This window comes from Pseudomonas sp. NFXW11 (assembly GCF_049887815.1).
Taxonomy (GTDB): Bacteria; Pseudomonadota; Gammaproteobacteria; order Pseudomonadales; family Pseudomonadaceae; genus Aquipseudomonas.
In genome coordinates this window covers 294,014-318,015 of the sequence record NZ_JAGEKI010000006.1, presented here as the reverse complement: position 1 = coordinate 318,015, position 24,002 = coordinate 294,014, and the positions used below count along the sequence as shown (strand labels likewise).

General features: G+C 64.8%; 25 protein-coding genes. 12 read left to right on the top strand and 13 right to left on the bottom strand.

The genetic code is table 11. The features are described 5' to 3' along the window. Nucleotides 1-113: transposase (locus tag J4P02_RS12510; RefSeq protein ID WP_036984840.1), on the top strand; the 113-nt coding region annotated here is incomplete at its 5' end. Nucleotides 114-309: 196 nt separating this feature from the next. Beyond that, nucleotides 310-1,416: a Gfo/Idh/MocA family protein gene (locus J4P02_RS12505; protein ID WP_426190576.1), complete on the top strand. Its 1,107-nt coding sequence runs from the start codon at nt 310-312 to the stop codon at nt 1,414-1,416. Between the two features lie 36 nt (nt 1,417-1,452). On the opposite strand, the gene J4P02_RS12500 is transcribed toward J4P02_RS12505, so the two are convergent. Together J4P02_RS12500 and J4P02_RS12495 are read right to left on the bottom strand one after the other, a co-directional pair. After that, nucleotides 1,453-2,889 (bottom strand): FAD/NAD(P)-binding protein, encoded by a 1,437-nt coding sequence (locus tag J4P02_RS12500; RefSeq protein ID WP_426190574.1) that lies wholly within the window; start codon nt 2,887-2,889, stop codon nt 1,453-1,455. Between the two features lie 146 nt (nt 2,890-3,035). Next, on the bottom strand, nt 3,036-3,599 hold the full coding sequence (locus J4P02_RS12495; protein ID WP_426190572.1) for a helix-turn-helix domain-containing protein: 564 nt from the start codon (nt 3,597-3,599) through the stop codon (nt 3,036-3,038). On the opposite strand from J4P02_RS12495, the gene J4P02_RS12490 reads away from it, so the two are divergent. After that, nucleotides 3,594-4,613: a DMT family transporter gene (locus J4P02_RS12490; protein WP_426190570.1), complete on the top strand. Its 1,020-nt coding sequence runs from the start codon at nt 3,594-3,596 to the stop codon at nt 4,611-4,613. The two genes, J4P02_RS12495 and J4P02_RS12490, sit on opposite strands and share 6 nt — an antisense overlap. Nucleotides 4,614-4,624: 11 nt before the next feature. On the opposite strand, the gene J4P02_RS12485 is transcribed toward J4P02_RS12490, so the two are convergent. Then, complete coding sequence (locus J4P02_RS12485) at nt 4,625-4,993, bottom strand: hypothetical protein (protein WP_426190568.1); 369 nt, start codon at nt 4,991-4,993, stop codon at nt 4,625-4,627. 197 nt (nt 4,994-5,190) lie between these two features. Between J4P02_RS12485 and J4P02_RS12480 the strand changes: the two genes are divergently transcribed. The 6 genes from J4P02_RS12480 to J4P02_RS12455 are packed head-to-tail and all read left to right on the top strand — an operon-like array spanning nt 5,191 to nt 11,260. Beyond that, nucleotides 5,191-8,109 carry a monovalent cation/H+ antiporter subunit A gene (locus tag J4P02_RS12480; RefSeq protein ID WP_426190566.1) on the top strand — a complete coding sequence of 973 codons (2,919 nt, stop codon included), beginning with the start codon at nt 5,191-5,193 and terminating at the stop codon, nt 8,107-8,109. Further along, the gene (locus tag J4P02_RS12475; protein WP_011060906.1) at nt 8,109-8,453 is read left to right on the top strand and encodes a Na+/H+ antiporter subunit C; all 345 of its coding nucleotides are present in this window, start codon (nt 8,109-8,111) and stop codon (nt 8,451-8,453) included. Before J4P02_RS12480 ends, J4P02_RS12475 begins: the two co-directional genes overlap by 1 nt. Continuing rightward, the gene (locus tag J4P02_RS12470) at nt 8,450-10,138 is read left to right on the top strand and encodes a monovalent cation/H+ antiporter subunit D (RefSeq protein ID WP_426190563.1); all 1,689 of its coding nucleotides are present in this window, start codon (nt 8,450-8,452) and stop codon (nt 10,136-10,138) included. Before J4P02_RS12475 ends, J4P02_RS12470 begins: the two co-directional genes overlap by 4 nt. Beyond that, nucleotides 10,135-10,623, top strand: coding sequence for a Na+/H+ antiporter subunit E (locus J4P02_RS12465; RefSeq protein ID WP_426190561.1), 489 nt, complete (start codon nt 10,135-10,137; stop codon nt 10,621-10,623). Before J4P02_RS12470 ends, J4P02_RS12465 begins: the two co-directional genes overlap by 4 nt. Continuing rightward, nucleotides 10,620-10,898, top strand: a complete 279-nt coding sequence (locus tag J4P02_RS12460; protein WP_426190559.1) for a K+/H+ antiporter subunit F — start codon at nt 10,620-10,622, stop codon at nt 10,896-10,898. The genes J4P02_RS12465 and J4P02_RS12460 overlap by 4 nt, the downstream gene beginning before the upstream one ends. Further along, on the top strand, nt 10,895-11,260 hold the full coding sequence (locus J4P02_RS12455; RefSeq protein ID WP_426190557.1) for a Na+/H+ antiporter subunit G: 366 nt from the start codon (nt 10,895-10,897) through the stop codon (nt 11,258-11,260). The genes J4P02_RS12460 and J4P02_RS12455 overlap by 4 nt, the downstream gene beginning before the upstream one ends. Before the next feature lie 14 nt (nt 11,261-11,274). Here J4P02_RS12455 and J4P02_RS12450 read toward each other — a convergent pair whose 3' ends face one another. Continuing rightward, nucleotides 11,275-11,712 (bottom strand): DUF3995 domain-containing protein, encoded by a 438-nt coding sequence (locus tag J4P02_RS12450; RefSeq protein ID WP_426190555.1) that lies wholly within the window; start codon nt 11,710-11,712, stop codon nt 11,275-11,277. 96 nt (nt 11,713-11,808) lie between these two features. On the opposite strand from J4P02_RS12450, the gene J4P02_RS12445 reads away from it, so the two are divergent. Continuing rightward, nucleotides 11,809-12,195 carry a DUF2946 domain-containing protein gene (locus tag J4P02_RS12445; RefSeq protein WP_426190553.1) on the top strand — a complete coding sequence of 129 codons (387 nt, stop codon included), beginning with the start codon at nt 11,809-11,811 and terminating at the stop codon, nt 12,193-12,195. A gap of 86 nt (nt 12,196-12,281) precedes the next feature. Next, the gene (locus tag J4P02_RS12440) at nt 12,282-14,417 is read left to right on the top strand and encodes a TonB-dependent receptor (protein WP_426190551.1); all 2,136 of its coding nucleotides are present in this window, start codon (nt 12,282-12,284) and stop codon (nt 14,415-14,417) included. 204 nt (nt 14,418-14,621) lie between these two features. Here the strand turns inward: J4P02_RS12440 and J4P02_RS12435 are convergent, their stop codons facing one another. From J4P02_RS12435 to J4P02_RS12425, 3 genes are all read right to left on the bottom strand, one after another. Continuing rightward, a complete protein-coding gene (locus J4P02_RS12435) occupies nt 14,622-15,635 on the bottom strand; it encodes an ABC transporter substrate-binding protein (protein WP_426190549.1) in 1,014 nt (337 codons plus the stop codon). Between the two features lie 125 nt (nt 15,636-15,760). Further along, nucleotides 15,761-15,964, bottom strand: a complete 204-nt coding sequence (locus J4P02_RS12430; RefSeq protein WP_426190547.1) for a hypothetical protein — start codon at nt 15,962-15,964, stop codon at nt 15,761-15,763. Beyond that, nucleotides 15,964-16,434, bottom strand: a complete 471-nt coding sequence (locus J4P02_RS12425) for a hypothetical protein (protein ID WP_426190545.1) — start codon at nt 16,432-16,434, stop codon at nt 15,964-15,966. Before J4P02_RS12425 ends, J4P02_RS12430 begins: the two co-directional genes overlap by 1 nt. Before the next feature lie 645 nt (nt 16,435-17,079). On the opposite strand from J4P02_RS12425, the gene J4P02_RS12420 reads away from it, so the two are divergent. After that, a complete protein-coding gene (locus tag J4P02_RS12420) occupies nt 17,080-17,310 on the top strand; it encodes a hypothetical protein (RefSeq protein WP_426190543.1) in 231 nt (76 codons plus the stop codon). An 11-nt stretch (nt 17,311-17,321) separates the two neighbouring features. On the opposite strand, the gene J4P02_RS12415 is transcribed toward J4P02_RS12420, so the two are convergent. The 6 genes from J4P02_RS12415 to J4P02_RS12390 form a co-directional block, all read right to left on the bottom strand. Then, nucleotides 17,322-17,540 (bottom strand): hypothetical protein, encoded by a 219-nt coding sequence (locus tag J4P02_RS12415; protein WP_426190541.1) that lies wholly within the window; start codon nt 17,538-17,540, stop codon nt 17,322-17,324. A gap of 131 nt (nt 17,541-17,671) precedes the next feature. After that, nucleotides 17,672-18,910, bottom strand: coding sequence for a methyl-accepting chemotaxis protein (locus J4P02_RS12410; protein ID WP_426190596.1), 1,239 nt, complete (start codon nt 18,908-18,910; stop codon nt 17,672-17,674). Nucleotides 18,911-19,612: 702 nt separating this feature from the next. After that, nucleotides 19,613-20,017 (bottom strand): TraR/DksA family transcriptional regulator, encoded by a 405-nt coding sequence (locus J4P02_RS12405; RefSeq protein ID WP_426190539.1) that lies wholly within the window; start codon nt 20,015-20,017, stop codon nt 19,613-19,615. Nucleotides 20,018-20,325: 308 nt separating this feature from the next. After that, a complete protein-coding gene (locus tag J4P02_RS12400) occupies nt 20,326-21,348 on the bottom strand; it encodes an ABC transporter permease (protein WP_426190536.1) in 1,023 nt (340 codons plus the stop codon). A 69-nt stretch (nt 21,349-21,417) separates the two neighbouring features. Further along, complete coding sequence (locus J4P02_RS12395; protein WP_426190534.1) at nt 21,418-22,983, bottom strand: sugar ABC transporter ATP-binding protein; 1,566 nt, start codon at nt 22,981-22,983, stop codon at nt 21,418-21,420. Between the two features lie 84 nt (nt 22,984-23,067). Further along, nucleotides 23,068-23,994, bottom strand: a complete 927-nt coding sequence (locus J4P02_RS12390; RefSeq protein WP_426190532.1) for a sugar ABC transporter substrate-binding protein — start codon at nt 23,992-23,994, stop codon at nt 23,068-23,070. Between the last annotated feature and the right edge of the window lie 8 nt (nt 23,995-24,002).

Sequence of the window (24,002 nt, the reverse complement as noted above, 5' to 3'; positions counted from 1 at the left end):
AACTGGAAGGGATAAACAATCGAATAAAGGTCATCAAACGGATGGCGTACGGTTACCGGGATAGCGAATTCTTTTTTATGAAGATCAAGAGCGTCTTTCCCGGTAATCCGTGAAGAACCTTTTTTATTGCCTGTAGGAGCTGGCTTGCCAGCGAAGGCGTCGGCATGGTCCGCACTGTGCTCACGGCCCTCTTCGCCGGCAAGCCGGCTTCTACAGAAGCCATCAAAATTTTAATTCCATCAATTGCAATTAAAGAATATTTATTCCATAACTAGCCTTCCCTAAAACAATAATTCTGCAGGTGCGACCATGAATGAACTTGGCATTGGCTTGATCGGCACCGGCTTTATGGGCCGCGCCCACGCCCTGGCGTTTCGCAGCGTCAGCGCGGTATTCGAACTGCCGGTGCGCCTGCACCTGGCGGCCCTGGCCGATGCCGACCCGCAGCGCGCCGAACACTGCGCCGGCGCCTGGGGCTTCGCCCAGGCCCATGGCGACTGGCAGCAACTGATCGCCAACCCCCGGGTCGACCTGGTGGCCATCACCACCCCCAATCACCTGCACTTCCCCATGGCCATGGCGGCGCTGGCAGCGGGCAAGGCGGTGTATTGCGAAAAGCCCCTGGCGGTCAGCCTCGACCAGGCCCGGCAGATGCACCAGGCCGCCAGCGCGGCCGGGGTGGTGACCCGGGTGGGCTACAACTACCAGCACAACCCGATGATCGCCCTGGCACGGGAACTGATCGGCAAGGGCGAGCTGGGGCAGCTGCTGAGTTTCCAGGGCGAGTTCAGCGAAGATTTCATGGCCGACCCGGATTCGCCCTGGTCCTGGCGCTGCGACCCGCAACACGCCGGTGGCGCCCTGGCCGACCTGGGCAGCCACTTGCTGGCCATGGCGCGCTTTCTCATGGGGCCGGTGCAGGCGGTGTGCGCCGATCTGCAGACCGTGCACCGGCAACGCCCCACCCAGCCCGGCAGCCAGGAGCGCCGCAGCATCGCCGTGGACGACCAGGCCCACGCCCTGCTGCGCTTTGCCAATGGCGCCCGGGGCACCCTGAGCAGCAGTTGGATCAAGCACGGCTACAAGAACCACCTGAGCTTCGAGATCAGCGGCACCCTCGGCACCCTGGCCTTCGATCAGGAACGCCTCAACGAACTGCGCCTGTATCGGCTCGGGCACAAGGGTTTCCAGCGCCTGCTGGCCGGGCCCGAGCTGCCCGGCTACGCCGCCTTCAGCCCGGCGCCGGGGCATCAGCTGGGCTACAACGAGCTCAAGACCCTGGAGGTGCAGGAATTGCTCCTGGCCCTGTGCGGCCAGGGCCGGGACGGCACGGATTTCGCTGAAGCCTGGGAGGTGGAGCGGCTGGCAGCGGCGATTCGGGAGGCCGCCCAGGAGCAGCGTTGGGTAACCTTATAGCCACCCATCCTGGCCCCTTCGCGGGCGAGCCCGCTCCTACGGGGCTGGGTTGGCCAGGCGGGCGGCCAGGGCCTTGGCTTGCAGGGCCACATCGGTGACTGCGGTGCTTTCCCACCACAGGCCGCGCAAGGGTGGGCCCATGGCGAACAGCCGTGTGCTGGCCTGGCCCAGGGCATTGTGCACGGCGCCATCAGGGTCGGCGCTGATGCCCAGGGCCAAGGGCCCCGGCTGCACCAGGCCGCGGGCCAGCAACTGCCGGGGCAAGGGCCGCGCCACCCGGCGCCAGTCGTATTCGATGCCACTGGAGTTGATCAGCGCATCCCCCGGCACCCGCACACTGTCCGGGCTGCCGCGGTAGCGCATGCGGATGGCCAGGCGCCCCTGCTCTGCCGGCGCCAGCCCCTGGTACGAGGCAGCATGCACCCGCAGCCGCCCTTCTTCGTGCAAACGCGCCACCAGCTCGGCGCTCAGGGGCGGCGAACGGTGATGGTGGCTTTCCCACCAGGGCCGCACATGGCGCACGAACTGCCGGCGCTGAAAATCCGTGGCCTGGCTCCAGAGCCGGCCGATATGCACCCGCACGGTGTCCAGCGGCGCCTGCCAGTCGATGCCCTGATCCAACGCCGCCTGGCACTGGCGACGCACTTCCCGGAGCAGTTGTCGGGGGCTGCGCAGGCTCGGGTCGGCGCCGAGGAAATCCTCCCAGGCCGGCGGCTGGCGACGCACATGGGGCAGCAGCCCGTGGCGAGAGAACACCTCGATCGGGCCGCGATGCCCGGCCTGCTCCAGGGACACCACGGCATCCACCATGGTCAGCCCGGAGCCGATGATCAGCACCGTTGCCGCCGGATCGAGCCGGCTCATGGCTTGCACGTCCCAGGGGTCGAGGGCGGCAGCGTTAAGCCCGCTGGACTGGATCTGCGCCGTGCGCGCCGCCGGGAACATGCCGGTGGCCAGCACGCCATGGGCCCCGCGCAGCTGCCGGCCGTCGTCGAGGGTCAGCAGCACCCCGTCGGTGAATGACTCCAGGTCCACGGCCTCGGCCCGCACATGCATGACCGAGGAGCCCCACTGCCGGCCCCGGGCTTGGGCCTCGGCCAGGCGCTGCTGGACATAGCCGCCAAACAGCCCCCGGGGTGGAAACAGCTCGCTGATCGGCACAGGCTGGCATTTCGACTCGGGCCAGCCGCCCCCGGCTATATGCTGGGTCAGCCATTGCGTCAGGTCGTCGGCGTTGTCCGGGTCGACGCTCATCCGCGCGGCATTGCCGTTTAGGGTATGACCCAGTTCCACCGCGCTGTAGGCCTCGCCACGCCCCAGCTCGCTGCGCGGCTCGATCACCAGGATCCGCCGCTGCCCCGGCAGGCGCAGCAGTTGCGCGGCCAGCAAGGCGCCGCTGAGGCCGCCGCCAACAATCAGGATCTCGGCATCACGGGTGGCAGGGGTTAGCTGTGGGGCTGGGGGTTGACTCATGCAATGCTCACTGTCGATAGGGGGTCGGCCAGAGCCTGTGCAGGCGATCTGGCAAGCGCATGTTCGGGCGTCAGATTAATCGCTTGCCCGACCAGCAGAAAGCCCATTGCTATCGCCCGGCAAACCCTTGTCGCCAGGGCCCGGGTTCAGAACACCACATTGCGCACAAAGCGCGTGGCCTGCGGCCCATCATTGCGGTAGCCATGGGGCACATGGCTGGCGAAGACAAAGAAGTCGCCGCATTCCAGGCGCTGTTCGCGGTCGCCGAAAAACACCGTGAGGCAGCCTTCGAATACGTAGATCTGCTCGCTCCAGCCTTCGGTGTCGCATTCGCTGTGATAGGTTTCCCCAGGTTCCAGGCGCCACTCCCAGAGCTCCACTTCCCGGGTCGCCGCGGCCCTGGCCAGGAGCATGGCCCGGCTGCCGGGGATTTCGCCGGCCCAGGCCAGCTCATTGATGCGCCCGGGGTCGCGGGCATCCGGCGCCTGCACCAGGTCGCTGAAGGCCAGGCCCAGGGCTTCGGCCACCCGGTCCAGGGTCCCCAGGCTGACGTTCTTCTCCCCCGCCTCGATGGCCACCAGCATGCGCCTGCTGACCCCGGACTTTTCCGCCAGGGCGCTCTGGCTCAGGCCGGCGGCCAGGCGCAGGCGACGTACGTTGAGGCTCACGTGTTGCAGGACCGAGGCCCGCTGGTGGTGGTCTTTGTGCACTATATTGCTCGCTCTTGGGGTCTGCGCAGTATACTGCCCAACTTCCGGCGCATTGTGCGTCCCTCCCAGGTAGCACGCAAGGCCATGACCGCGACGCCCTCTCGCAAACACATCTTCAAATTGAGCAAAGCCGAAGCCGTGCTGGTGCTGATTACCATGATCTGGGGCGGCACCTTTCTCTTGGTACAAAACGCCATGAGCGTCAGCGGGCCGATGTTTTTCGTCGGCCTGCGATTTGCCGCGGCGGCGTGCCTGGTCGCCCTGTTTTCCCTGCGCCACCTGCGCGGCCTGACCTTGTTCGAATTGCGCGCGGGCAGTTTTATCGGCACCGCCATCATGCTCGGCTACGGCCTGCAGACCGTTGGCCTGCAGAGCATTCCCAGCAGCCAGTCGGCGTTTATCACTGCCTTGTATGTGCCCTTCGTGCCGCTGCTGCAATGGCTGTTCATGGGCAAGCGCCCGGGATTGCTGCCGAGTATCGGCATCATGCTGGCGTTCACCGGGTTGATGCTGTTGTCCGGCCCCAACGGCGCCTCCCTGGATTTCAGCCCTGGGGAAATTGCCACCTTGATCAGCACCCTGGCGATTGCCGCCGAAATCATCCTGATCAGCAGTTTTGGCGGCAAGGTGGATGTGCGTCGGGTCACGGTGGTGCAACTGGCGGTCACCTCGCTGCTGGCCTTTGCCATGGTGCTGCCGACCGGTGAAGCGCTGCCGGGGTTCTCCTGGTTGCTGCTGGCCAGCGCCCTGGGCCTGGGGGCGGCCAGCGCGGCGATACAGCTGGCGATGAACTGGGCGCAGAAAAGCGTTTCGCCGACTCGCGCCACCCTGATCTATGCCGGTGAACCGGTGTGGGCCGGGATTGTCGGGCGCATCGCCGGGGAACGCCTGCCGGGCCTGGCGCTGCTGGGTGGCGCCTTGATCGTACTCGCGGTGATCATCAGCGAGTGGAAACCCAAGGGCCAGGCGCCGGCAGAAACGGCACAACCGCCCGGCGAAGCGGCGAAGTCCTGAACCCTTTTCCCCTACAGGGGAGCGTCTTCGGGGGCGTAAAGCCAGGTTGGGGCAATCAGCGAGCCCTGGTGCTTGGATTCAAGGGGCACCGGATCGTGTTCCGGCACCCCTCGGTAGTTGAAATAGGCGCGGTAACGCACATGCCCCTCCGGGAAGGCGCGGTCGAAATAGAGCACGGTGCCCGGCGGCAGGCGGTAGGTCTGCGCGTCGTCTGGCGGCCCCTCGATCACCAGCGCCTGGCGGGTACTGAGCATGTTCTGGGGCGATGGATAGAGGTGCTCCAGGGCAATCCCCAGGAGCGCTCCCAGGGCCATGTACAGCAGTGCGAAAACAGCGTGGCGCAGCCAGCGCCTGGGTGTCGGGGCATGAAGCGAGGGCATCCGTGTCGATCCTGGTCCGGGTTGTGTGTGCAAGACATTGGCCCCACAGCTCCCGGAGAACGGGCGCAGTGGGTGTTTGTCTCCTACCTTTGAAAGCGCATGTAACATTTCTTATGGCGATCTGGCCGCGCCTGGCGGTTGGTGATCAAGGGCCTGGCACGTATTATGCGTCATACTTTTCCGCAGATTAGAAGCCTATGTCCCTGATAGTTCTACTGCTTCTGCCGTTCATAGGCAGCTGTATCGCGGCCGTCTTGCCGCACAACGCTCGCAACAGCGAATCCCTGCTGGCCGGTCTGCTGGCCCTGGTGGGCACTGTCCAGGTGGCCCTGCTCTACCCGCAGATCGCCGATGGCGGGGTGATCCGCGAGGAGTATGCCTGGCTGCCGAGCCTGGGGCTGAATTTCGTGCTGCGCCTGGACGGCTTCGCCTGGCTGTTCTCGCTGCTGGTGCTGGGCATTGGCACGCTGGTGTCGCTGTATGCGCGCTATTACATGTCGGCACAAGACCCGGTGCCACGCTTCTTCGCCTTCTTCCTGGCGTTCATGGGGGCCATGCTCGGCCTGGTGATCTCCGGCAACCTGATCCAGATCGTGTTCTTCTGGGAACTGACCAGCCTGTTCTCCTTCCTGCTGATCGGCTACTGGCACCACCGCGCCGATGCCCGACGCGGCGCCTACATGGCGCTGATGGTCACCGGTGCCGGCGGCTTGTGCCTGCTGGCGGGGGTCATGCTGCTCGGCCATGTGGTCGGCAGCTACGACCTGGACCAGGTGCTAGCTGCCGGTGACAAGATCAAGGCCCACGCCCTCTACCCCATCCTGCTTCCGTTGATTCTGCTCGGCGCCCTGAGCAAAAGCGCACAGTTTCCCTTCCACTTCTGGCTGCCCCACGCCATGGCCGCGCCGACCCCGGTGTCGGCCTACCTGCACTCGGCGACCATGGTCAAGGCCGGGGTATTCCTCCTGGCCCGCCTGTGGCCGGCGCTGTCCGGCAGCGAGCAATGGTTCTGGATCGTCAGCGGCGCCGGTGCCTGCACCCTGGTGCTGGGCGCCTACTGCGCGATGTTCCAGAACGACCTCAAGGGCCTGCTGGCCTACTCCACCATCAGCCACCTGGGGCTGATCACCCTGCTGCTGGGCCTGAACAGCCCGCTGGCGGCGGTGGCCGCGGTGTTCCACATTCTCAACCACGCCACCTTCAAGGCCTCGCTGTTCATGGCCGCGGGGATCATCGACCATGAGAGCGGCAGCCGGGATATCCGCAAGCTCAACGGCCTGATCAAGCTGATGCCCTACACCGCGACCCTGGCCATGGTGGCCAGCGCCTCCATGGCCGGGGTGCCGTTGCTCAACGGTTTCCTGTCCAAGGAGATGTTCTTCGCCGAGACGGTGTTCATCAATTCCAGCGCCTGGGTGGAAACCGCGCTGCCGGTGATCGCCACCATCGCCGGTACCTTCAGCGTGGCCTATGCCCTGCGCTTCACCGTCGACGTGTTCTTCGGCGAGCCGGCCACCGACCTGCCGCACACGCCCCACGAGCCACCGCGCTGGATGCGTGCGCCGGTTGAACTCTTGGTGTTCACCTGCCTGCTGGTGGGCATGTTCCCGGCGCAGATCATTGGCCCGCTGCTGGCCGCCGCAGCGCTGCCGGTGGTGGGCGGCACCCTGCCCGAGTACAGCCTGGCGATCTGGCACGGCCTCAACGCGCCGATGATCATGAGCCTGATCGCCATGAGCGCCGGCATCGTGCTTTACCTGCTGCTGCGCAAGCCGCTGGTGGCCGGGCGCTTCGCCTATCCGCCGGGGGTGGGCCGGCTCAATGGCAAGCGCCTGTTCGAGCGCAGCCTGGTGAGCCTGACGCGCCTGGCGCGCAACCTGGAACGCCGGCTGAGCACCCGGCGCCTGCAGACCCAGCTGTTCGTGCTGGTGCTGGCGGCGGTGATCGCCGGGCTGATCCCCATGCTCTACAGCCCGCTGAGCTGGGGCGATCGGCCGAAGATCCCCGGCTCCATCGTCTTCGTGACCTTCTGGCTGCTGGCCATTGCCTGCGCCCTGGGCGCCGCCTGGCAAGCCAAGTACCACCGTCTGGCGGCCCTGACCATGGTCAGCGTCTGCGGCTTGATGACCTGCGTGACCTTCGTCTGGTTCTCCGCCCCCGACCTGGCCCTGACCCAGTTGGTGGTGGAAGTGGTGACCACGGTGCTGATCCTCCTCGGCCTGCGCTGGCTGCCACGGCGGATCGAGGAAGTGTCGCCACTGCCCAGCAGCCTGCCCAAGGCACGCATTCGCCGCCTGCGCGACCTGTGCCTGTCGATTGGCGTGGGCCTGGGCATGGCGGTGCTGTCCTACGCCATGCTGACCCGGCCGACCCCCAACGATATTTCCTCGTTCTACCTGAGCCGCGCCCTGCCCGAAGGCGGCGGCACCAATGTGGTCAACGTGACCCTGGTGGACTTCCGAAGCTTCGACACCCTGGGCGAGATCACCGTGCTGGCGGCGGTGGCCCTGACCGTGTTCGCCCTGCTGCGGCGCTTCCGCCCGCCCAAGGAAAGCATGCAGTTGCCGGCGCAACAGCGGCTGCTGGCGCCGGACGTGGTCACCGACCTGGTCAACCCGCGCCAGGCCAGCGATACCGCCCTGGGCTTCATGATGGTGCCGGCGGTGCTGGTGCGCCTGCTGCTGCCGATTGCCCTGGTGGTGTCCTTCTACCTGTTCATGCGCGGGCACAACCTGCCGGGCGGCGGCTTCGTTGCCGGGCTGGTGATGTCGGTGGCCTTTATCCTCCAGTACATGGTGGCCGGCACCCAGTGGGTCGAGGCGCAGATGAGCCTGCGACCGCTGCGCTGGATGGGCACCGGGCTGCTGTTCGCCCTGGCCACCGGCCTCGGCGCCTTGGCCTGGGGCTACCCCTTCCTCACCACCCACACGGTGCACCTGGACCTGCCGCTGTTCGGTGATATCCATATCGCCAGCGCGCTGTTCTTCGACATCGGCGTGTACGCGGTGGTGGTGGGTGCCACCTTGCTGATCCTCACGGCCCTGGCGCACCAGTCGGTACGGGCGCACAAACCGGCCAACCAGGCCAAATCCCTGATCAAGAGCGGAGCCAGCTGATGGAAGAAGTCATTGCAATCGCCATTGGCGTGCTCGCCGCTTCCGGCGTCTGGCTGGTATTGCGCCCGCGGACCTTCCAGGTGGTGATGGGCCTGTGCTTGCTGTCCTACGCGGTCAACCTGTTCATCTTCAGCATGGGCAGCCTGTTTATCGGCAAGGAGCCAATCGTCAAGGACGGCGTGCCCCAGGACCTGCTGCACTACACCGACCCGCTGCCCCAGGCGCTGGTGCTCACCGCCATCGTCATCAGCTTCGCCATGACCGCGCTGTTTTTGGTGGTGCTGCTGGCGTCCCGGGGCCTGACCGGCACCGACCATGTGGACGGCCGGGAGCCCAAGGAATGAGTCTGTTGTCGCACCTGATAGTCGCCCCGATCCTGCTGCCGCTGCTGACCGCGGCCATCCTCCTGCTGCTGGGGGAAAAACACCGGCCGCTCAAGGCCCGCCTCAACCTGTTCTCCAGCCTGCTGGGGCTGGCCCTGGCCTGCTACCTGCTGTACTGGACCCAGGCCCAGGGCGCCACCGGCTCCTTTGGCGTGTACCTGCCGAGCAACTGGCAGGTGCCCTTCGGCATCGTGCTGGTGGTGGATCGGCTGTCGGCACTGATGCTGGTGCTCACCGGCATCGTCGGGGTCAGCGCGCTGCTGTTCGCCATGGCCCGCTGGGACGGCGCCGGGGCCAGTTTCCATGCGCTGTTCCAGATCCAGCTGATGGGCCTCTACGGAGCCTTCCTGACCGCCGACCTGTTCAACCTGTTCGTGTTCTTCGAGGTGCTGCTGGCGGCGTCCTACGGCCTGATGCTGCATGGCTCGGGGCGCGCGCGGGTGTCCTCGGGGCTGCACTACATCACCATCAACCTGCTGGCCTCGTCGCTGTTCCTGATTGGCACGGCGATGATCTACGGGGTTACCGGCACCCTGAACATGGCCGACCTGGCGCTGAAGATTCCCCTGGTGCCGGAAGCCGACCGCGGCCTGCTGCATGCCGGCGCGGCGATCCTGGCCATCGCCTTCCTGGCCAAGGCCGGGATGTGGCCGCTGAACTTCTGGCTGGTGCCGGCCTATTCCTCGGCCAGTGCCCCGGTGGCGGCGCTGTTCGCCATCATGACCAAGGTCGGCGTGTACACCGTGCTGCGCCTGTGGACCCTGCTGTTCTCCGGGCAGGCCGGGGCCTCGGCGTATTTCGGTGGCCAGTGGCTGGTGTATGGCGGCCTGGCCACCATGGCCTGCGCGGCCCTGGCGATTCTCGCCGCGCAACGCCTGGAACGCATGGCCAGCCTGAGCATCCTGGTGTCGGCGGGCATCCTCCTGGCGGTCACCGGTTTCGCCCAGCCGGCGCTGACCGGCGCGGCGCTGTTCTACCTGTTCAGCTCGACCCTGGCGCTCTGCGCGCTGTTCCTCCTGGCAGAGCTGATCGAGCGCTCGCGCTCGGCCACCGAAGTGCCGCTGGAGGATGAAGGTGAGGCCTTGCCACGCCCGCAGGAGCCGCCGCCACCGACCCGGGGCAGCAACCTCGACGATGAGCAGAAGGTGGTGGTGGGCCAGGTGATTCCCTGGACCATGGCCTTCCTCGGCCTGAGCTTTATTGCCTGCACCCTGCTGATTGTCGGCATGCCGCCGCTGTCGGGTTTTATTGGCAAGCTCAACCTGATTGCCGCGCTGCTCGGCCCCGAAGGCCTGGGCGTCAACAGCGACACCCCGGTGACGCCGGCGGCCTGGTGTTTCCTGGCGCTGCTGATTCTCTCCGGCCTGGCCTCGCTGATCGCCTTTGCGCGCCTGGGCGTCCAGCGTTTCTGGAGCCCGGCGGAGCGGCCTTCACCGCTGTTGCGGCGCCTGGAATGCGTGCCGATCGTGGCCCTGCTGGGGCTCTGCGTGCTGTTGACTTTCAAGGCCGAGCCCTTGCTGCGCCTGACCCAGGACACCGCCCGCGACCTCAATCAGCCCGAGCATTATGTGATGGCAGTGCTTGGCACCCGTACCGTGCTCAGCCCTGAAGCCAAGGCCGCGCAAGTGCTGGAGGTGCAACCATGAAGCGCCTGTTACCGTCGCCCTTCCTGTCCCTGGCGCTGTGGCTGCTGTGGCTGCTGCTGAACCTCTCGGTAAGCCCCGGCAACCTGCTGCTGGGGGCCCTGCTGGGCTTTCTCGCGCCACTGCTGATGCGCCCGCTGCGGCCGCAGCCGATTCGCATCCGCCGCCCCGGCACGGTGCTGCGCCTGCTGTTGGTGGTGGGTCGCGATGTGCTGGTATCCAACCTGCTGGTGGCCTGGGGCGTGCTCAGGAATCCCTGGCGGCCGGTGCGCTCGGCCTTCGTCAAGATCCCCCTGGACCTGCGCGACGCCAATGGCCTGGCGGCGCTGTCGACCATCACCACGGTGGTGCCCGGCACGGTCTGGTCGGAGCTGTCGCTGGATCGCAGCATTCTCTTGCTGCACGTCTTCGATCTACAGGACGAGGCGCAATTCATCCAGCACTTCAAGGCGACCTACGAACGCCCGCTGATGGAGATTTTCGAATGAGCCCGCTGCTGAGCAATGCCATTGTGCTGAGCCTGTTCATCTTTTCCCTGGCCATGGTGCTGACCCTGGTGCGCCTGTTTCGCGGGCCCTCGGCCCAGGACCGGGTACTGGCCCTGGACTACCTGTATATCCTGGCGATGCTGATGATGCTGGTGCTGGGCATCCGCTACGCCAGCGATACCTATTTCGAGGCGGCGCTGCTGATCGCCCTGTTCGGCTTTGTCGGCTCCTTTGCCCTGGCCAAATTCCTCCTGCGTGGCGAGGTGATCGAATGACCCTGGAAGCATTGCCGTTGTGGGTCGAGGTGCTGGTGGCCCTATTGCTGCTGATCAGCAGCCTGTTCGCCCTGATCGGCGCCCTGGGCATCCTGCGCATGCCCAGCTATTTCCAGCGCATGCACCCGCCCGCGCTGGCCTCGACCCTGGGTTCATGGAGCGTGGCCCTGGCCTCGATCCTGTACTTCTCCACGCTCAAGTCGGGGCCGGTGCTGCATGCCTGGCTGATTCCCATCCTGCTGTCGATCACCGTGCCGGTAACCACCCTGCTGCTGGCCCGGGCGGCACTGTTTCGCAAGCGCATGGCCGGCGACGATGTGCCGGCAGAGGTCAGCAGCAAGCGCAGCGAGAACGGCAACTGAGGCCAGCCTGGGGTTCAGGCCCAGGCCAGCACCAGCAGGCCGGCACCCAGCACCACGCACAGGGGTGAATAGAACAGGGTGTCGAGCCGGGCGAATGTCGAGCCGTGCACTTCCTTGAAGAAGCCCACCAGCTCGGAGTCGCCAATGGCCCGGGCGAACATCAGCAGGGCGATGGCGCTGATCACCCACTGCAACGACGGGTGGCTCACGCTGGGCAGGTAGAGCCCGACCCGCAGGCACACCAGCATGGCCACCAGCAGCAGGCCCACCGCCACCAGCAAGGTGGCCAGGGCCGGTGGCTGGAACGCCGGTCGGCGCTGGCCGGGCCTGGGCCCCGGCACCTGGGGAATCACCGCTTCGCTGCCGCGCTTGCCGCCAGCGGCCCAGTACAGGTGGATCAGGCTGATCAACAGGAAGCTGCCGGCAACTCCCCGTGCGAGCAGAAGGTTCATGTCTAGACGTCCGTGTAAAAAAGTCGTCAAGAGAATGGACCCGATTGGCGATTTTTGTAAGTGCGTTCGTCAGCTTCGGTGATAAAGTGCCGGCCCATGAAATTCGCCCGCGCCGATCGCTCGCTCATTGCCTGGATGCTCTACTGCTGCGTCCTGTTCAATGTGTTCGCCTGCAGCATCGGCCATGGGCAGATGCTCGGCCTGCAGCTCAATGGCATCGGCGGGCAGTTCTGCAGCGTCATTGCCAACACCCAGGCGCCCCAGCAGAACCCCGCCGAACAGGACTCCCTGCCGACCCTGGCCAAGGCCTTCGGCTGCCCCTTGTGCTCCACCGGTGGCATGGGCCCGGCGCTCAACTCCAGCCTCAACCTGGTGCTCTTGCCGCAGCCCCAGGCGCCGCCACTGGCGCCCCTGCCGCACCTCACCCTGCCCTCCCGCGACTTCTGGCCCAGCGCCCATACCCGAGCCCCGCCGCTCGCCTGATTCTTGCCCTGCCCAACCTGCCCACTGCGCCAACACGCGGCGCGCTGTCGTGGGTCTTTTCCTAGTCAAGAATTCAGGATGTACCTATGAAACACCTTCCTTTGCTGGCGAGCCTGTTGGCCTGCCTGTCGTTCACGGCCTGGAGCACCCCCGGCGTGGAGCTGAGCCCTACCACCATTGGCGCCGAAGAACCCGAGGCCGAGCCCGGCCTGGCCCTGGACCAGTCTAGCGGCATGGCCTCGCGCCTGGGCCTGAGTGTGCGTGAAACCCCGGCCTCGGTGGCCGTGGCCAGCCGCCAGGACCTCGAACGACGCGGCGCGCGCACCTTCCAGGAGGCCGCCAATGCCCTGCCCGGGGTCAATGCCAGTGCGCCGCCGGGGTTCGGCGGTTTCGTCTCCTACCGCGGCTTCACCAGCAGCCAGATCACCCAGATGTTCAACGGTATCAATGTCGCCACCGGCCTGGCGCGCCCGGTGGACGCCTGGATCTACGACCGGGTGGAGCTGGTGGGCGGCCCTTCATCGCTGATCAATGGCGCCGGTTCCGTGGGCGGTTCGCTGAACTACGTGACCAAGCTCGCCGACCGGCGTGAACAGGCCGCCGAGGCCCTGCTCGGCTATGGCAGCTTCGACACCACCCAGACCGCCTTCGGGGTCAACCACGCCCTCAGCCCGGCCGGCGCCGAGGTGCAGCACTACGCGCGCTTCGACGTCAGCCACAACACCAGCAACGGCTATATCGACCGTCAGCAACGGGATGCCTGGAGCCTGGCCTTCTCCCTGCTCAGCGACCTGACCCCGGACCTGTCACACACCCTGGCCCTGGAGTATCAGGACGAGCACGAGGACAGCCCCTATTGGGGCACCCCGGTGCTTAACCCCAAGGCCGGCGAGCTCAAGATCGACCGGCACAACCGTTTCAACAACTACAACGTTGCCGATGGCCTGTATGAACAGCGCACGCAGTGGCTGCGCTCGATCATCGACTACCGGATCAACCCCAGCACCAGCCTGCGCAATACCCTCTATCACCTGGACAGCCAGCGCGACTACCGCAACCTGGAAACCTACCAGTACAACGCCGACAACAGCCGGGTGAAGCGCTCCACGGCCTACCTGGTACGGCACCAGGGCCAGCAGGACGGCAATCAGTTCGAACTGCGCCACGATGACCGGCTGTTCGGCCTCGACACCACCTGGTCCGCAGGCTTGGAGTACAAGGTCAACAGCACCACCAACTCGCCATGGAATGTGCCGGCCAGCAACAGTGTCGACCCCGGCAGCTTCTCGCCCGGGTATTTCTATGACCTGCCGGGCACCCGCCAGGCCTGGGTCAAGGACAAGACCAACCAGGTCACCACCCGCGCCCTGTTCGTCGAGAACCGCCTGGCCCTGACCGATGAGCTGTCCCTGCTCAGCGGCCTGCGCTACGACGCCATCGACCTGGACGTCACCAATCATCGGGCAATCACCAGCAGCAACCCGCGGCACCTCAAGCGCAGCTGGGAGCCGGTCACCGGGCGCCTGGGCCTGACCTGGCAGTTCCTGCCCAGCGCCAATGTCTATGTGCAGTACAGCACCGCCGCCGAGCAGCCCAGCGGCACCCAGAACTTCGAGGTGTCCACCGGCAAGCAATGGGAAGTGGGCAGCAAGTTCGACTACCTGCAAGGTCGTGGCTCGGCGACCCTCGCCGCCTACCGCATCGAACGCAAGGACTTTGCCGTGACCGACCCCCTGGACCCGGCCAACAGCATTCCGGTGGGCCAACAGACGTCCAAAGGCATCGAGCTGGCCAGTTCGCTGCGCATCACCCCGAAGCTGCTGGCCGAAGGCAACTTTGCCTGGGTGGACGCCGAGTACGGCGAGTTCAACGAGAAGATCGCCAGTGGCGCGGTGGTGTCACGCAAGGGCAATACCCCGACCAACGTGCCGCAGCGCGTGGCCAACCTGTGGCTGACCTATGACCTGGCCCCGAGCTGGCAGGCCGGGGTGGATGCACGCTACGTGGCCGCGGTGTACGCCGACAACGCCAACACCCTGACCCTGCCCGCCTACACTCTGTACGGCAGCTTTTTGCGCTTCCAGGTGGACAGCCACACCACCCTGACCGGTCGGGTGCGCAACCTGACCAACCAGGTCTACGGCCAGTTCGCCCATGTCTCGCCGGCCTACTACCTGGGCCAGCCGCGGAGCTTCGAGCTGGCCGTGCAAACGCGTTTCTGAGCCATCCGGCCCGCTGGCTTGTGTAGCCGGCTTGCCAGCGAAGGCGTCTGCAAGGGCGATGCAAGGCTTGAGGGCCTCTTCGCCGGCAAGCCGGCTCCTACAATAGAACACTGCACACCACCACCCGTAGGAGCGGGCTTGCCCGCGAAGGCGTCCGTAAGCCTTGCGCAAGGTTCAAGGGCCCCTTCGCCGGCAAGCCGGCTTCTACGGGAGGCTGGCGGCGACCTTGTCGGCCACTTCAGCGGGCAGCCAGGGGCGCCAGACCTGCGGGTGCTGTTTGAGAAAATCCCGGGCCGCATCGCGGGGCGCGCTGTGGCTTTCGCTCATCTGCGCCAGGGCGCGGTTCAAGGGTTCGATGGGCAGGTCGACCTTGCTGAAGAAGTCCACCAGTTGCGGGTATTGCCGGTGGAACGGCGCCGACACGCCGATCGACAGCTTCGAGGCCAGGGAACGGCTGGGCCGCGGGTTGGGATTCTCGGCATCGGTGAGGGTCTTCCAGGCCTCGGCATCGAACGGCGGTTCTTCCAGTTGCACCAGCTTGAAGCGCCCGAGCAAGGGCGTGGGCGACCAGTAGTAGAAGAGGATCGGCTGGCCACGGCGGATTGCCGAGCTGATCTCGGCATCCAGGGCCGCGCCGGAACCGCTGCGAAAGTTCACGTAGCTGGCGTCCAGGCCATAGGCCTTGAGCTTCTGCTGATTGACGATTTCCGAGGTCCAGCCAATCGGGCTGTTGAGAAAGCGGCCCTTGTCCGGGCTTTCCGGATCCTTGAACAGCGCCTTGTAGCGGGCCAGGTCGGTAACGCTGCGCAAGTCCGGCGCCAGGGGCTTGAGGCCCTTGGCCGGGTCGCCCTTGATCACGTACTCCGGCACCCACCAGCCTTCAGTGGCGCCCTTGACCGTATCGCCCAGGGCCAGCACCTTGCCTGCGGCCTCGGCCTTGACCCATACCGGGCTGCGTCCGGCCCACTCTTCGCCGATCACCTGGATATCGTTGTTGGCCAGGGCGGTTTCCAGGGTGATGGTGGTACCGGGCAAGGTGTCGGTGGGCAGGCCGTAGCCGTTTTCCACCACCAGCCGCAGGATCTCGGTAATCAGGCCGCCACTTTCCCAGTTCAGGTCGGCGAAGTGGATCGGCGCCGGGGCCGCGTTCAGGGGCGGCGCGCCCAGCGCAGCCAGGGTCAGCAGGCTGCTGCACAGCAGCGCTCGAAAACCTTTCATGGTTCACCTCTTGGGGTCAGGACCAGGGCCAAGGGAGCCAATGCGCACGGCCCCTGAAGCATTAAGTCAACTGACTGTAGTCGAGGTTCCCGGTTTTCCACCGCGGGTGATGCGCGGCTCGGTGCTTATGGCTGCGCCTGTTCCTGCAAGCGTTGCAGCTCGCGGCGCACCATGCTGGCGTAGGCCGCCGGACGCAGGTTGTACAGTTGGGCCGCCACCCAGTTCAGCCAAGCCCCTTGCAATATGGCTTTCTCGGCATACAGGCGCTGGGCCTCGGCGCAGGCCGCCGCCTGGTGCTGCTGGTGAAACTCGGCGCGACTCTGGTCCATCACTCGCTGGCCTTGAAGCTCACCAGTTCGCCCTTGCGGAACTTGGCGGCCTTGGCACTGGCCGCCTTGAGGGTCTTGCTCACGCCTTCGCTCAATTGCTCGTTGGCGGCAAACACCATCACCACCGACTGGCCTTCCTTGAACACGATGCCCTGGCCCTGCGGGCTGCTGACAAAGGCATAGTCGCCCAGGCCGTAGACCGTGAGCTTGATCTCGCGAAAGCGGATCTCCAGCTTGCCGCCTTCACGGCTGGGCAACACTGCGGCGCGGAAATGATCGCCGACCTTGAGTTCCAGGCGCGGCTTGTCATCCACCACCAGCGCGGTCTCGGTGTCGATCTCGGCGATATAGATGCCTTCGGCGGATTGCTCGGTGATGTAGACAAAACGAGATTGGAACTGCTTGACCAGCTTGGCGCGCAAATCACCCAAGACGAACAGTGCATGCATTTCAAGATTACTTACTGCCAAGGAACACTCCCCGATACTCAAAATGGTGTCGCCTGAAAAAAAAGCGCCACGAAAAAAACGCCATGACGGCGTGAACACCCTGACTCTTTACCCGAAACAACACTCAAGCAGGCCCGCGACTCTCGGTCCAGGCGCTGGGCAACGGGCAATTCGCCCTGGCTTGCGGCACCTGTCGAAGTCTTGTGGAGTAGGCTCTGACACCCTGCAAAACGTGGCTGGGCATGGTCCGGGGCGGGTGCGTAAACAGGCCAGGAGGCCGGATACACCCTGATCATGATGGCCCGGATCGGCTGCCACTTCGGGTTGCGAAGGCAATTCTAGAGCAACTTTGTGTATTTCGACTATTTAAAGCGACCTGCCCCGGACTGTAGACCCAAGCAGGCTGTTCAACAACAAGCCGACAATGTGGTCAGGGGCGCTGTACGAGCGCCCGGTATTCTAGCCGGTATGCTGGAAAACAGAGTCCCGTATTTACCCCAATCAGCATCAGAAGTTTCAGTTTGAATCGCAAGATAAGTCTCTACAGTAGTTCCAGCTGACCTAACTCAGCCCGCCAGCGGCCTGCAACTGCCATACTCCGCCGCGGATTGAACGCGCACCCAGTGCGAATTCAAGCACTCACTCATCTTCAACGGAGAGCTGGAAATGACTGAACTGGATATTGGCGAGTTTTTCATTCGCGGCGAGTGCAGAGAGGTCCGTGGCGAATTTCAGGCAGTGATCGCCATGCGCACCAAGCCCCCCCTCAAACACATCACCTTCCACCAGGTGGAACGCGACCGCTGGTTCAAGACCCCGGAAGATGCCGCTGCCGCAGCCAAGGCTTCGGCCAGGGCCCTCAAGCAGGCCATCGACCAGGGCGCCCTGGATGCCTGACGGCGCACGCCTCAAGCCGAATACTGAAAAACCTGGCGGCCGGCACGCCCGCCCGCCAGTTGTGCCTGCCAGGCCTGGCGACATTCCTCGGCCTCGGCGCGACTGGCGAACGCGGTGCCTCGCCGCTCGCCATTGACCAATACTACCCAGCACGCCTTACGTCCCTGGGCCCGCAGCGCAGTGGGAACACCGCTGCCGATCATCACCGCCACATCAACCTTGCTGTGCATGGAGAACCTCGAACAATTAGTTAGCCTCCTAACGACATCAGCATACTAATTCAATTTCCGAGACGGGTAATAGCCCGATCCTGCACAGCTGCCTTGCAGCATTCACAACAATCGGCAACACCACAGGCGCCTCAGGCCTTGCGCTGGGGCGGCGCCTGCTCCGGCCGGTAGCCCAGGCGCAAGCCTCCCCAATGCCGGCCCTGGACCATGATCGGCACCGACAGGTCATGCATCAATTCGCCGGTGTCGCGGGTGTAGGTCTGCAACAGCAAGGGCTGCTGATGGCTGCCGCAGCGAATGCCGGTGCGGTCAGCGAACTTGCGCTTGCTGCGGTTGTGCAGGTTGTCCACCTGCGGATCGCCGGTCAGCGGTTGGGAGAACGCCTGGTTGTGGGTCGGTACATAACCTTCCTGGGTGCAGGCAATGGCGAACACCAGGCCGTCGTGGCGCGGCAGCAGCGACTCCTGGATCGGCGGAAGCACCTGGTCGGTGTAACGGTCGAAGCGCGTGTGATAGCGCGCCGGCTCGGTGTCGGCAATCAACTGGTAGCGGCGGTCGAACAGCTCGTCGAGGCCGATGCGCTGCTGCACGAGGTCACTTTCGAACTGCTCGGCAATGCGCCGCGCGCCTTCCCGGGCCAGGTCATAGACGCGCTGGTGATAGTCATCCAGGCCGACCACCGCCAGGCGTTCGCTGATGGTTTCCGCCTGCCCTTCCATCTGTACCGCAGCCTCGGCCAGGCGCCGGGTCTGCTGGTCGCTGACGGCAAGGTCGCTGCGCATCTGCTCCACGGCATGGAACAGGCTGTCGAGCTGCTCGCGGTTGGTATCGGCGCCCCGGGCAATCTCGCTGACCTGCTCTTCCACCCCCGCCGCCAGCCGCGCGATGTTGTCCAGATGGCGACCGGTATCTTCCACCTGCTCGACGCCCTGGCTCAGGTCATCGGACAGCTGGCGGATCTGCTCCACCACATCGCTGGTGCGCTGCTGGATATCGGCCACCATCACTCCCACTTCGTCGGTGGCAATGGCAGTGCGTCCGGCCAGGCCGCGCACTTCATCGGCCACCACGGCGAAACCGCGACCGTGCTCGCCGGCCCGGGCTGCCTCGATCGCCGCATTGAGCGCCAACAGGTTGGTCTGGCTGGCAATCGACTGGATCACCAGGGTGACCCGCTGGATGTCCTCGCTACGCTGGCTCAGGGCCTCGATCAGCTCGCGGCTGCCATTGGCCCGCTGGCTCAGCGAATGCATGCGGCTGATGGATTCCCCCAGCACCGTGCGCCCTTCGGCGCTGCTGGCATGGGCCTCGCTGGCCGCGCCCAAGGCCTGCTGGCTGAGTTGCGAGGTGACCTGCTCGGTCTTGATCATCACTTCGGCGTTACCGACGATGCGCGCCGCCGCGTCCAGCTGGGATTGCAGCTTGTCTGCCAGCTGGGTCACCGAATAGGCCACGCCAGCGGCGGACAGGGCATTGTGGGAAGTGCTGTAGGACAAGTCGCGGGTCAGCGTGGAGAGCTGATTGTCGACCGTGCTCGACGCAGCTTCCGCCACACGCCGACTGCGTAACCGCGGCAGCCAGACCACCAGCACCGCCAGGGGCAGGCACAGGTACAGCGGCCAGTTGCCCAGGGCCTGCCCGCCGAGCACCAGCAGCAAGGCTGCGCTCTGCAAGGTGGGCGCCCACCAGCGGGCGACGGCAGTGGTGTGCGCGGGTACGACCGGCACCGCGAGAGATCCATCTCTTGACATGTTTGGCACCCCATCTCGTTCTAATTGTTTTGCCGCATTAGACGTCACAACAAGGCCATTAGCCATGATCCCTTAGTAGGACAACGACAGCGGCAAGAACGGGGAAGTATTGGGGATTGGCGGGGATGGGATGTTGCAGTAGATCAAAGGAAGGCAGCTACAAGCGGCAAGCTTTTAGCGACAAGCGGGTTGGCATGCGAATGTGCCCAGGACCCGCTTGCGGGTGGCGGCTGTTGTTGCCGCCATGCTGCGGCTCGGCGGGAGCAAGCTCCCTGGCCACAGTTTTGCCTGCTGCTGGAAGCTTGCCGCTAGAGGCTGCCGTTAGGCCTGACGCTGATGCTTGTCGATCTGCTCGTGGCGCTCTTGGGCTTCGATGCAGTACTTGGTGGTGGGGCTGATCAGCAGGCGCTTGAGGCCGATCGGCTCGCCGCTGTCGTCGCACCAGCCGAAGCTGTCGTCACCGATACGGCCCAGGGCCTGTTCCAGCTGCGGCAGCATGCGCTGGTCGCGATCGATGGCGTTGACCAACCAGGTGCGCTCTTCTTCGACGGAAGCGGCGTCGGCCGGGTCAGCCGGGGTGTCCAGGCTTTCAATGGCGATCCGGTTCTGCTCGATACGCTCGTGGGTTTCCACCTTCATGGCTTGCAACAGCTCAGTGAAAAAAGCGTGTTGCTCGGCATTCATGTAGTCATCCGCCGGCATGGCCAGCAACTTATCCTTGGTCATTGATTTCTCTATAAAAAATACGTGCATTAAGGCGAATTCAAACTGTTCCCGGTTGACCATTCAGGTCATCAGGAAGGCGCCAAACCTTCCAAGCGCCACCCGGCACTCAATTTACGAGGGGCGGCAGTCTAAGGCCGGTTTGAGGGCGCAGCAACTGAAATGACAACGAATCTGTCCGACAAACCGCACAAAGCCCGCTATTGCGGGCTTTGGTGGCAGTTATCGGAGTGCGTTTATAACAAAAAATTCCATAGTTGCGGTGCTGTTAGAAGACAAACGGCAGTGCCGAACGGCAGATTCAGGCCTTCTCAACGCTTGAGCTTGCGCTTGTTGCGGTACTGGTCGATGACCACCGCCACGACAATGATCAGGCCCTTGATGATGTCCTGGATATAGGCATCGACCCCGACAAAAGTGAAGCCGCTGGCCATTACCCCGAGAATCAGCGCGCCAATCACCGTGCCGGTGATGCGCCCCACGCCCCCGGCCAGGCTGGTGCCGCCGATCACCGCCGCGGCAATCGCGTCCAGCTCATAGGACATGCCCATCCCCGCCTGCCCGGTGGCAGCCCGCGCCGAGGCCACCACCCCGGCCAGCCCCGCCAGCAGCCCGGCGATGCTGTAGACGATCACCAGGTGGCGCTTGACGTTGATCCCCGAGGTACGCGCCGCCTGCATATTGCCGCCGATGGCGTAGGTGTACTTGCCGTACTTGGTGTAGCGCAGGGCTATATGGAAGATCACCGCCACCACCAGGAAGATGATCACCGGCATGGCGCCATGGCCGATGGCGGTGTAGGAATCGCTGAGCATGCTCACCGGCTGGCCTTCGGTGTAATAGCGGGCCAGGCCGCGGGCCGAGACCATCATGCCCAGGGTGGCGATAAAGGGTGGAATGCCGGTGATGGCGATGATGCTGCCGTTGATCGCCCCCGCCAGCAGCCCCACCCCCAGCCCGGCCACCACCGGTATCCACACCGGCAGGTCGGTCAGCGAGGGAAACACCGCCCGGGCAAAGTCCGAGGTCTGCGCCAGGCTCGCGGCAATCATCGCCGACAGCGCCAGCACCGAGCCCGAGGACAGGTCGATGCCGGTGGTGATGATCACCTGGGTCACACCGATGGCCAGCAGGCCGATGATCGACACCTGCAGAATCATCAGCACCAGGCGCTGGGAGTTCAGCAGGAAACTCTGGTCGCGCACCATCCAGCCGAACAGCTCGAAGACCAGGCCGATGCCGATCAGCACCAGGAAAATACTCAGCTCGGTGGGAAAGCGCCGGCGCGTTCTGGCGGGCGCCGCGGCAGGTTTGTTTTCCGAGATCACGTTCATAACCACTCACCTTTGTCATTGCCTGGCCGCGGCGAATCAGCGCGCCGCCGGCCGCCATCGATTGAACAATCAGTGCGCCAGGGCCATCCCCGAAGCCAGTTGCATCACCCGCTCCTGGGTCGCTTCGCTGCGCTCGAGGGTGCCCATCAGTTCCCCCTCGTGCATGACCATGACCCGGTCGCTCATGCCCAGCACCTCGGGCAGCTCGGAGGAAATCATGATCACCGCCATGCCTTCACTGGCGAGGAAGGAGATCAAGCGGTAGATCTCGGCCTTGGCGCCAACGTCGATGCCCCGGGTCGGCTCATCGAGAATCAGGATGCGCGGGTTGGTCATCAGCCAGCGCGCCAGCAGGGCCTTCTGTTGATTGCCCCCGGACAAGGTGTCGATGCATTGCTCCAGGGACGGGGTCTTGACCCGCAGCTTCTTGCACATGTCCTCGCACAGGGCGCGCAAGGCCTTCTGCTTTACAAAACCTGTGCCGGCGTAATGCGGCAGCACCGCCACTTCCATGTTTTCCAGCACCGACAGGCACGGGAACAGCCCGCTGAGCTTGCGGTCCTCGGTGAGCAGGGCAAAGCCCCTCTCGATCGCCTGGTGCGGGTCGCTGATGCGCAGGGCCTGGCCGTCGAGGACAATCTCGCCGGCGCTGCTCGGGGTGATGCCGAACAGGGTTTCCGCGACATTGGTCCGGCCCGAGCCCATCAGCCCGGCGATGCCGAGAATCTCCCCTGCATGCAGGTCGAACGACACCCTGTCGAATACGCCATCCAGGCGCAGGTCGCGCACCTGCAGCAGCAGGTCGCCGATGGGTTTCTCGCGCTGGGGAAACAACTGGCTCAGCTCGCGCCCCACCATCATCGAGATCAGGCTGTCGCCGTCCAGGCTGTCGGCCCGTTGCAGGCCGATATAGGCGCCATCGCGGAACACCGCCACTTCATCGGCGATGGCGAACACCTCGTTCATCTTGTGGGTGATATAGATGATGCCCTTACCCTGGGCCTTGAGGTCGGCAATGATCGAGAACAGGTGCGCCACCTCCTTGTCGGTAATGGCCGAGGTCGGTTCGTCCATGATCAGCACATCGGAGTCGTAAGACACCGCCTTGGCAATCTCCACCATCTGCCGCTCGGCGATGCTCAGCTGGCCCACCAGTTCCTCGGGGTCGAGGTTGATCCGCAGGCGCTCCAGCAACTGCGCGGTGCAGCGGTGCATGGCGCGGTGATCGATCATGCGCAGGCCATTGAGCTGCTCGCGGCCGATCCAGATGTTCTCGGCGATGCTCATGTGCGGCATCAGGTTGAGCTCCTGGTGGATCATCGCAATGCCCGATTGCAGGGCCGCCAGGGGCGTGTCGAAGACCACCGGCCGGCCCTTGAGCCGCAGTTCTCCGGCGTCCGGCTGGTAGATGCCGGCAATGATCTTCATCAGGGTCGACTTGCCGGCGCCGTTCTCGCCCATCAGCGCCAGTACCGTGCCCGGGCGTACTCGCAGTTGCACCTCGGACAAGGCCACAACCCCGGGAAAGCCCTTGCTGACATTGATCACTTCCAGCAGGTAGGGCTCTTCAATCGACGGGCTGGCGGGCGGGTTACCCGCCAGCGGGGTGCTCGAGGCAGTCGCGCAAGAGAACATGATCAGCTACTCCGTTGGCCAGGCGGCGTGGGGCCGCCCTGCCGCTTATTGTTGTTATGCAACGGCTACGCAAGGCCGCCGGGGTTACTTGAACTGGTCGACGTTGTCCGGGGTGATCAACCGATAGGGCACCCACACCGCGGGCTCCACCGGCTCATGCTTGATCATCTTCACCGCAGTATCGATGGAGCCGTCCGCCTGGCCCTTGGCATCCTGGAACACCGACAGCGCCAGCTCGCCCTTCTGCACCGCGCGCAGGCCATCCGGGGTGCCGTCGACGCCGGCGATCAGCACGCTGCCCGGTTTCACCCCGGCCTGCTTCAGCGCCATGGCGGCGCCAATGGCCATTTCGTCGTTATTGGCCACCACCGCATTGAACTGGCGGCCCTGGGTCAGCCAGTCGTTGACCAGGGTCATGCCCTTGTCCCGCAGCCAGACCCCGGTCTGTTCCTGGTCCACCTTGATTCCCGGGTACTGCTTGAGCACCTCCTTGACCCCCTTGGTGCGGTTGGTGGTGGAGTTGTTCGCCAGGTCCCCCAGGAGAATCACGATGTCACCCTTGCCGGCCATTTTTTCGGCCAGGTACTGCATCTGCATCTTCCCCGCCTCCAGGTCGTTGGAGGCCACGGTGACCACGCCCTTGGGCAGGTTCAGGTCATCCGGGCGGCGGTTGACGTACACCAGGGGGATACCGGCCTTCACCGCGGCCTCGGTGATTTTCTTGGTGGCGGCGGTGTCCACCGGGTTGACCACGATCGCGTCGACTTTCTGGCTGATGAAGTTCTCCACCTGGCTCAATTGCTTGACCACATCGCTGCGGGCGTCCTCGAACTGCAGCTTGACCCCATCGGGCAGCGACTTGGCTTTCTGATCCATCGACTCGCGCAGGTAGGTCAGCCAGGTGTCATCGAACTGCGACATGCTCACGCCAATCCTCACATCGGCCAGCGCGGCCCCACTGGCCAGCAGCATCGACAGCGCAAGAGAGGCAATACGGATCTTGGTTTTCATAACAGGTC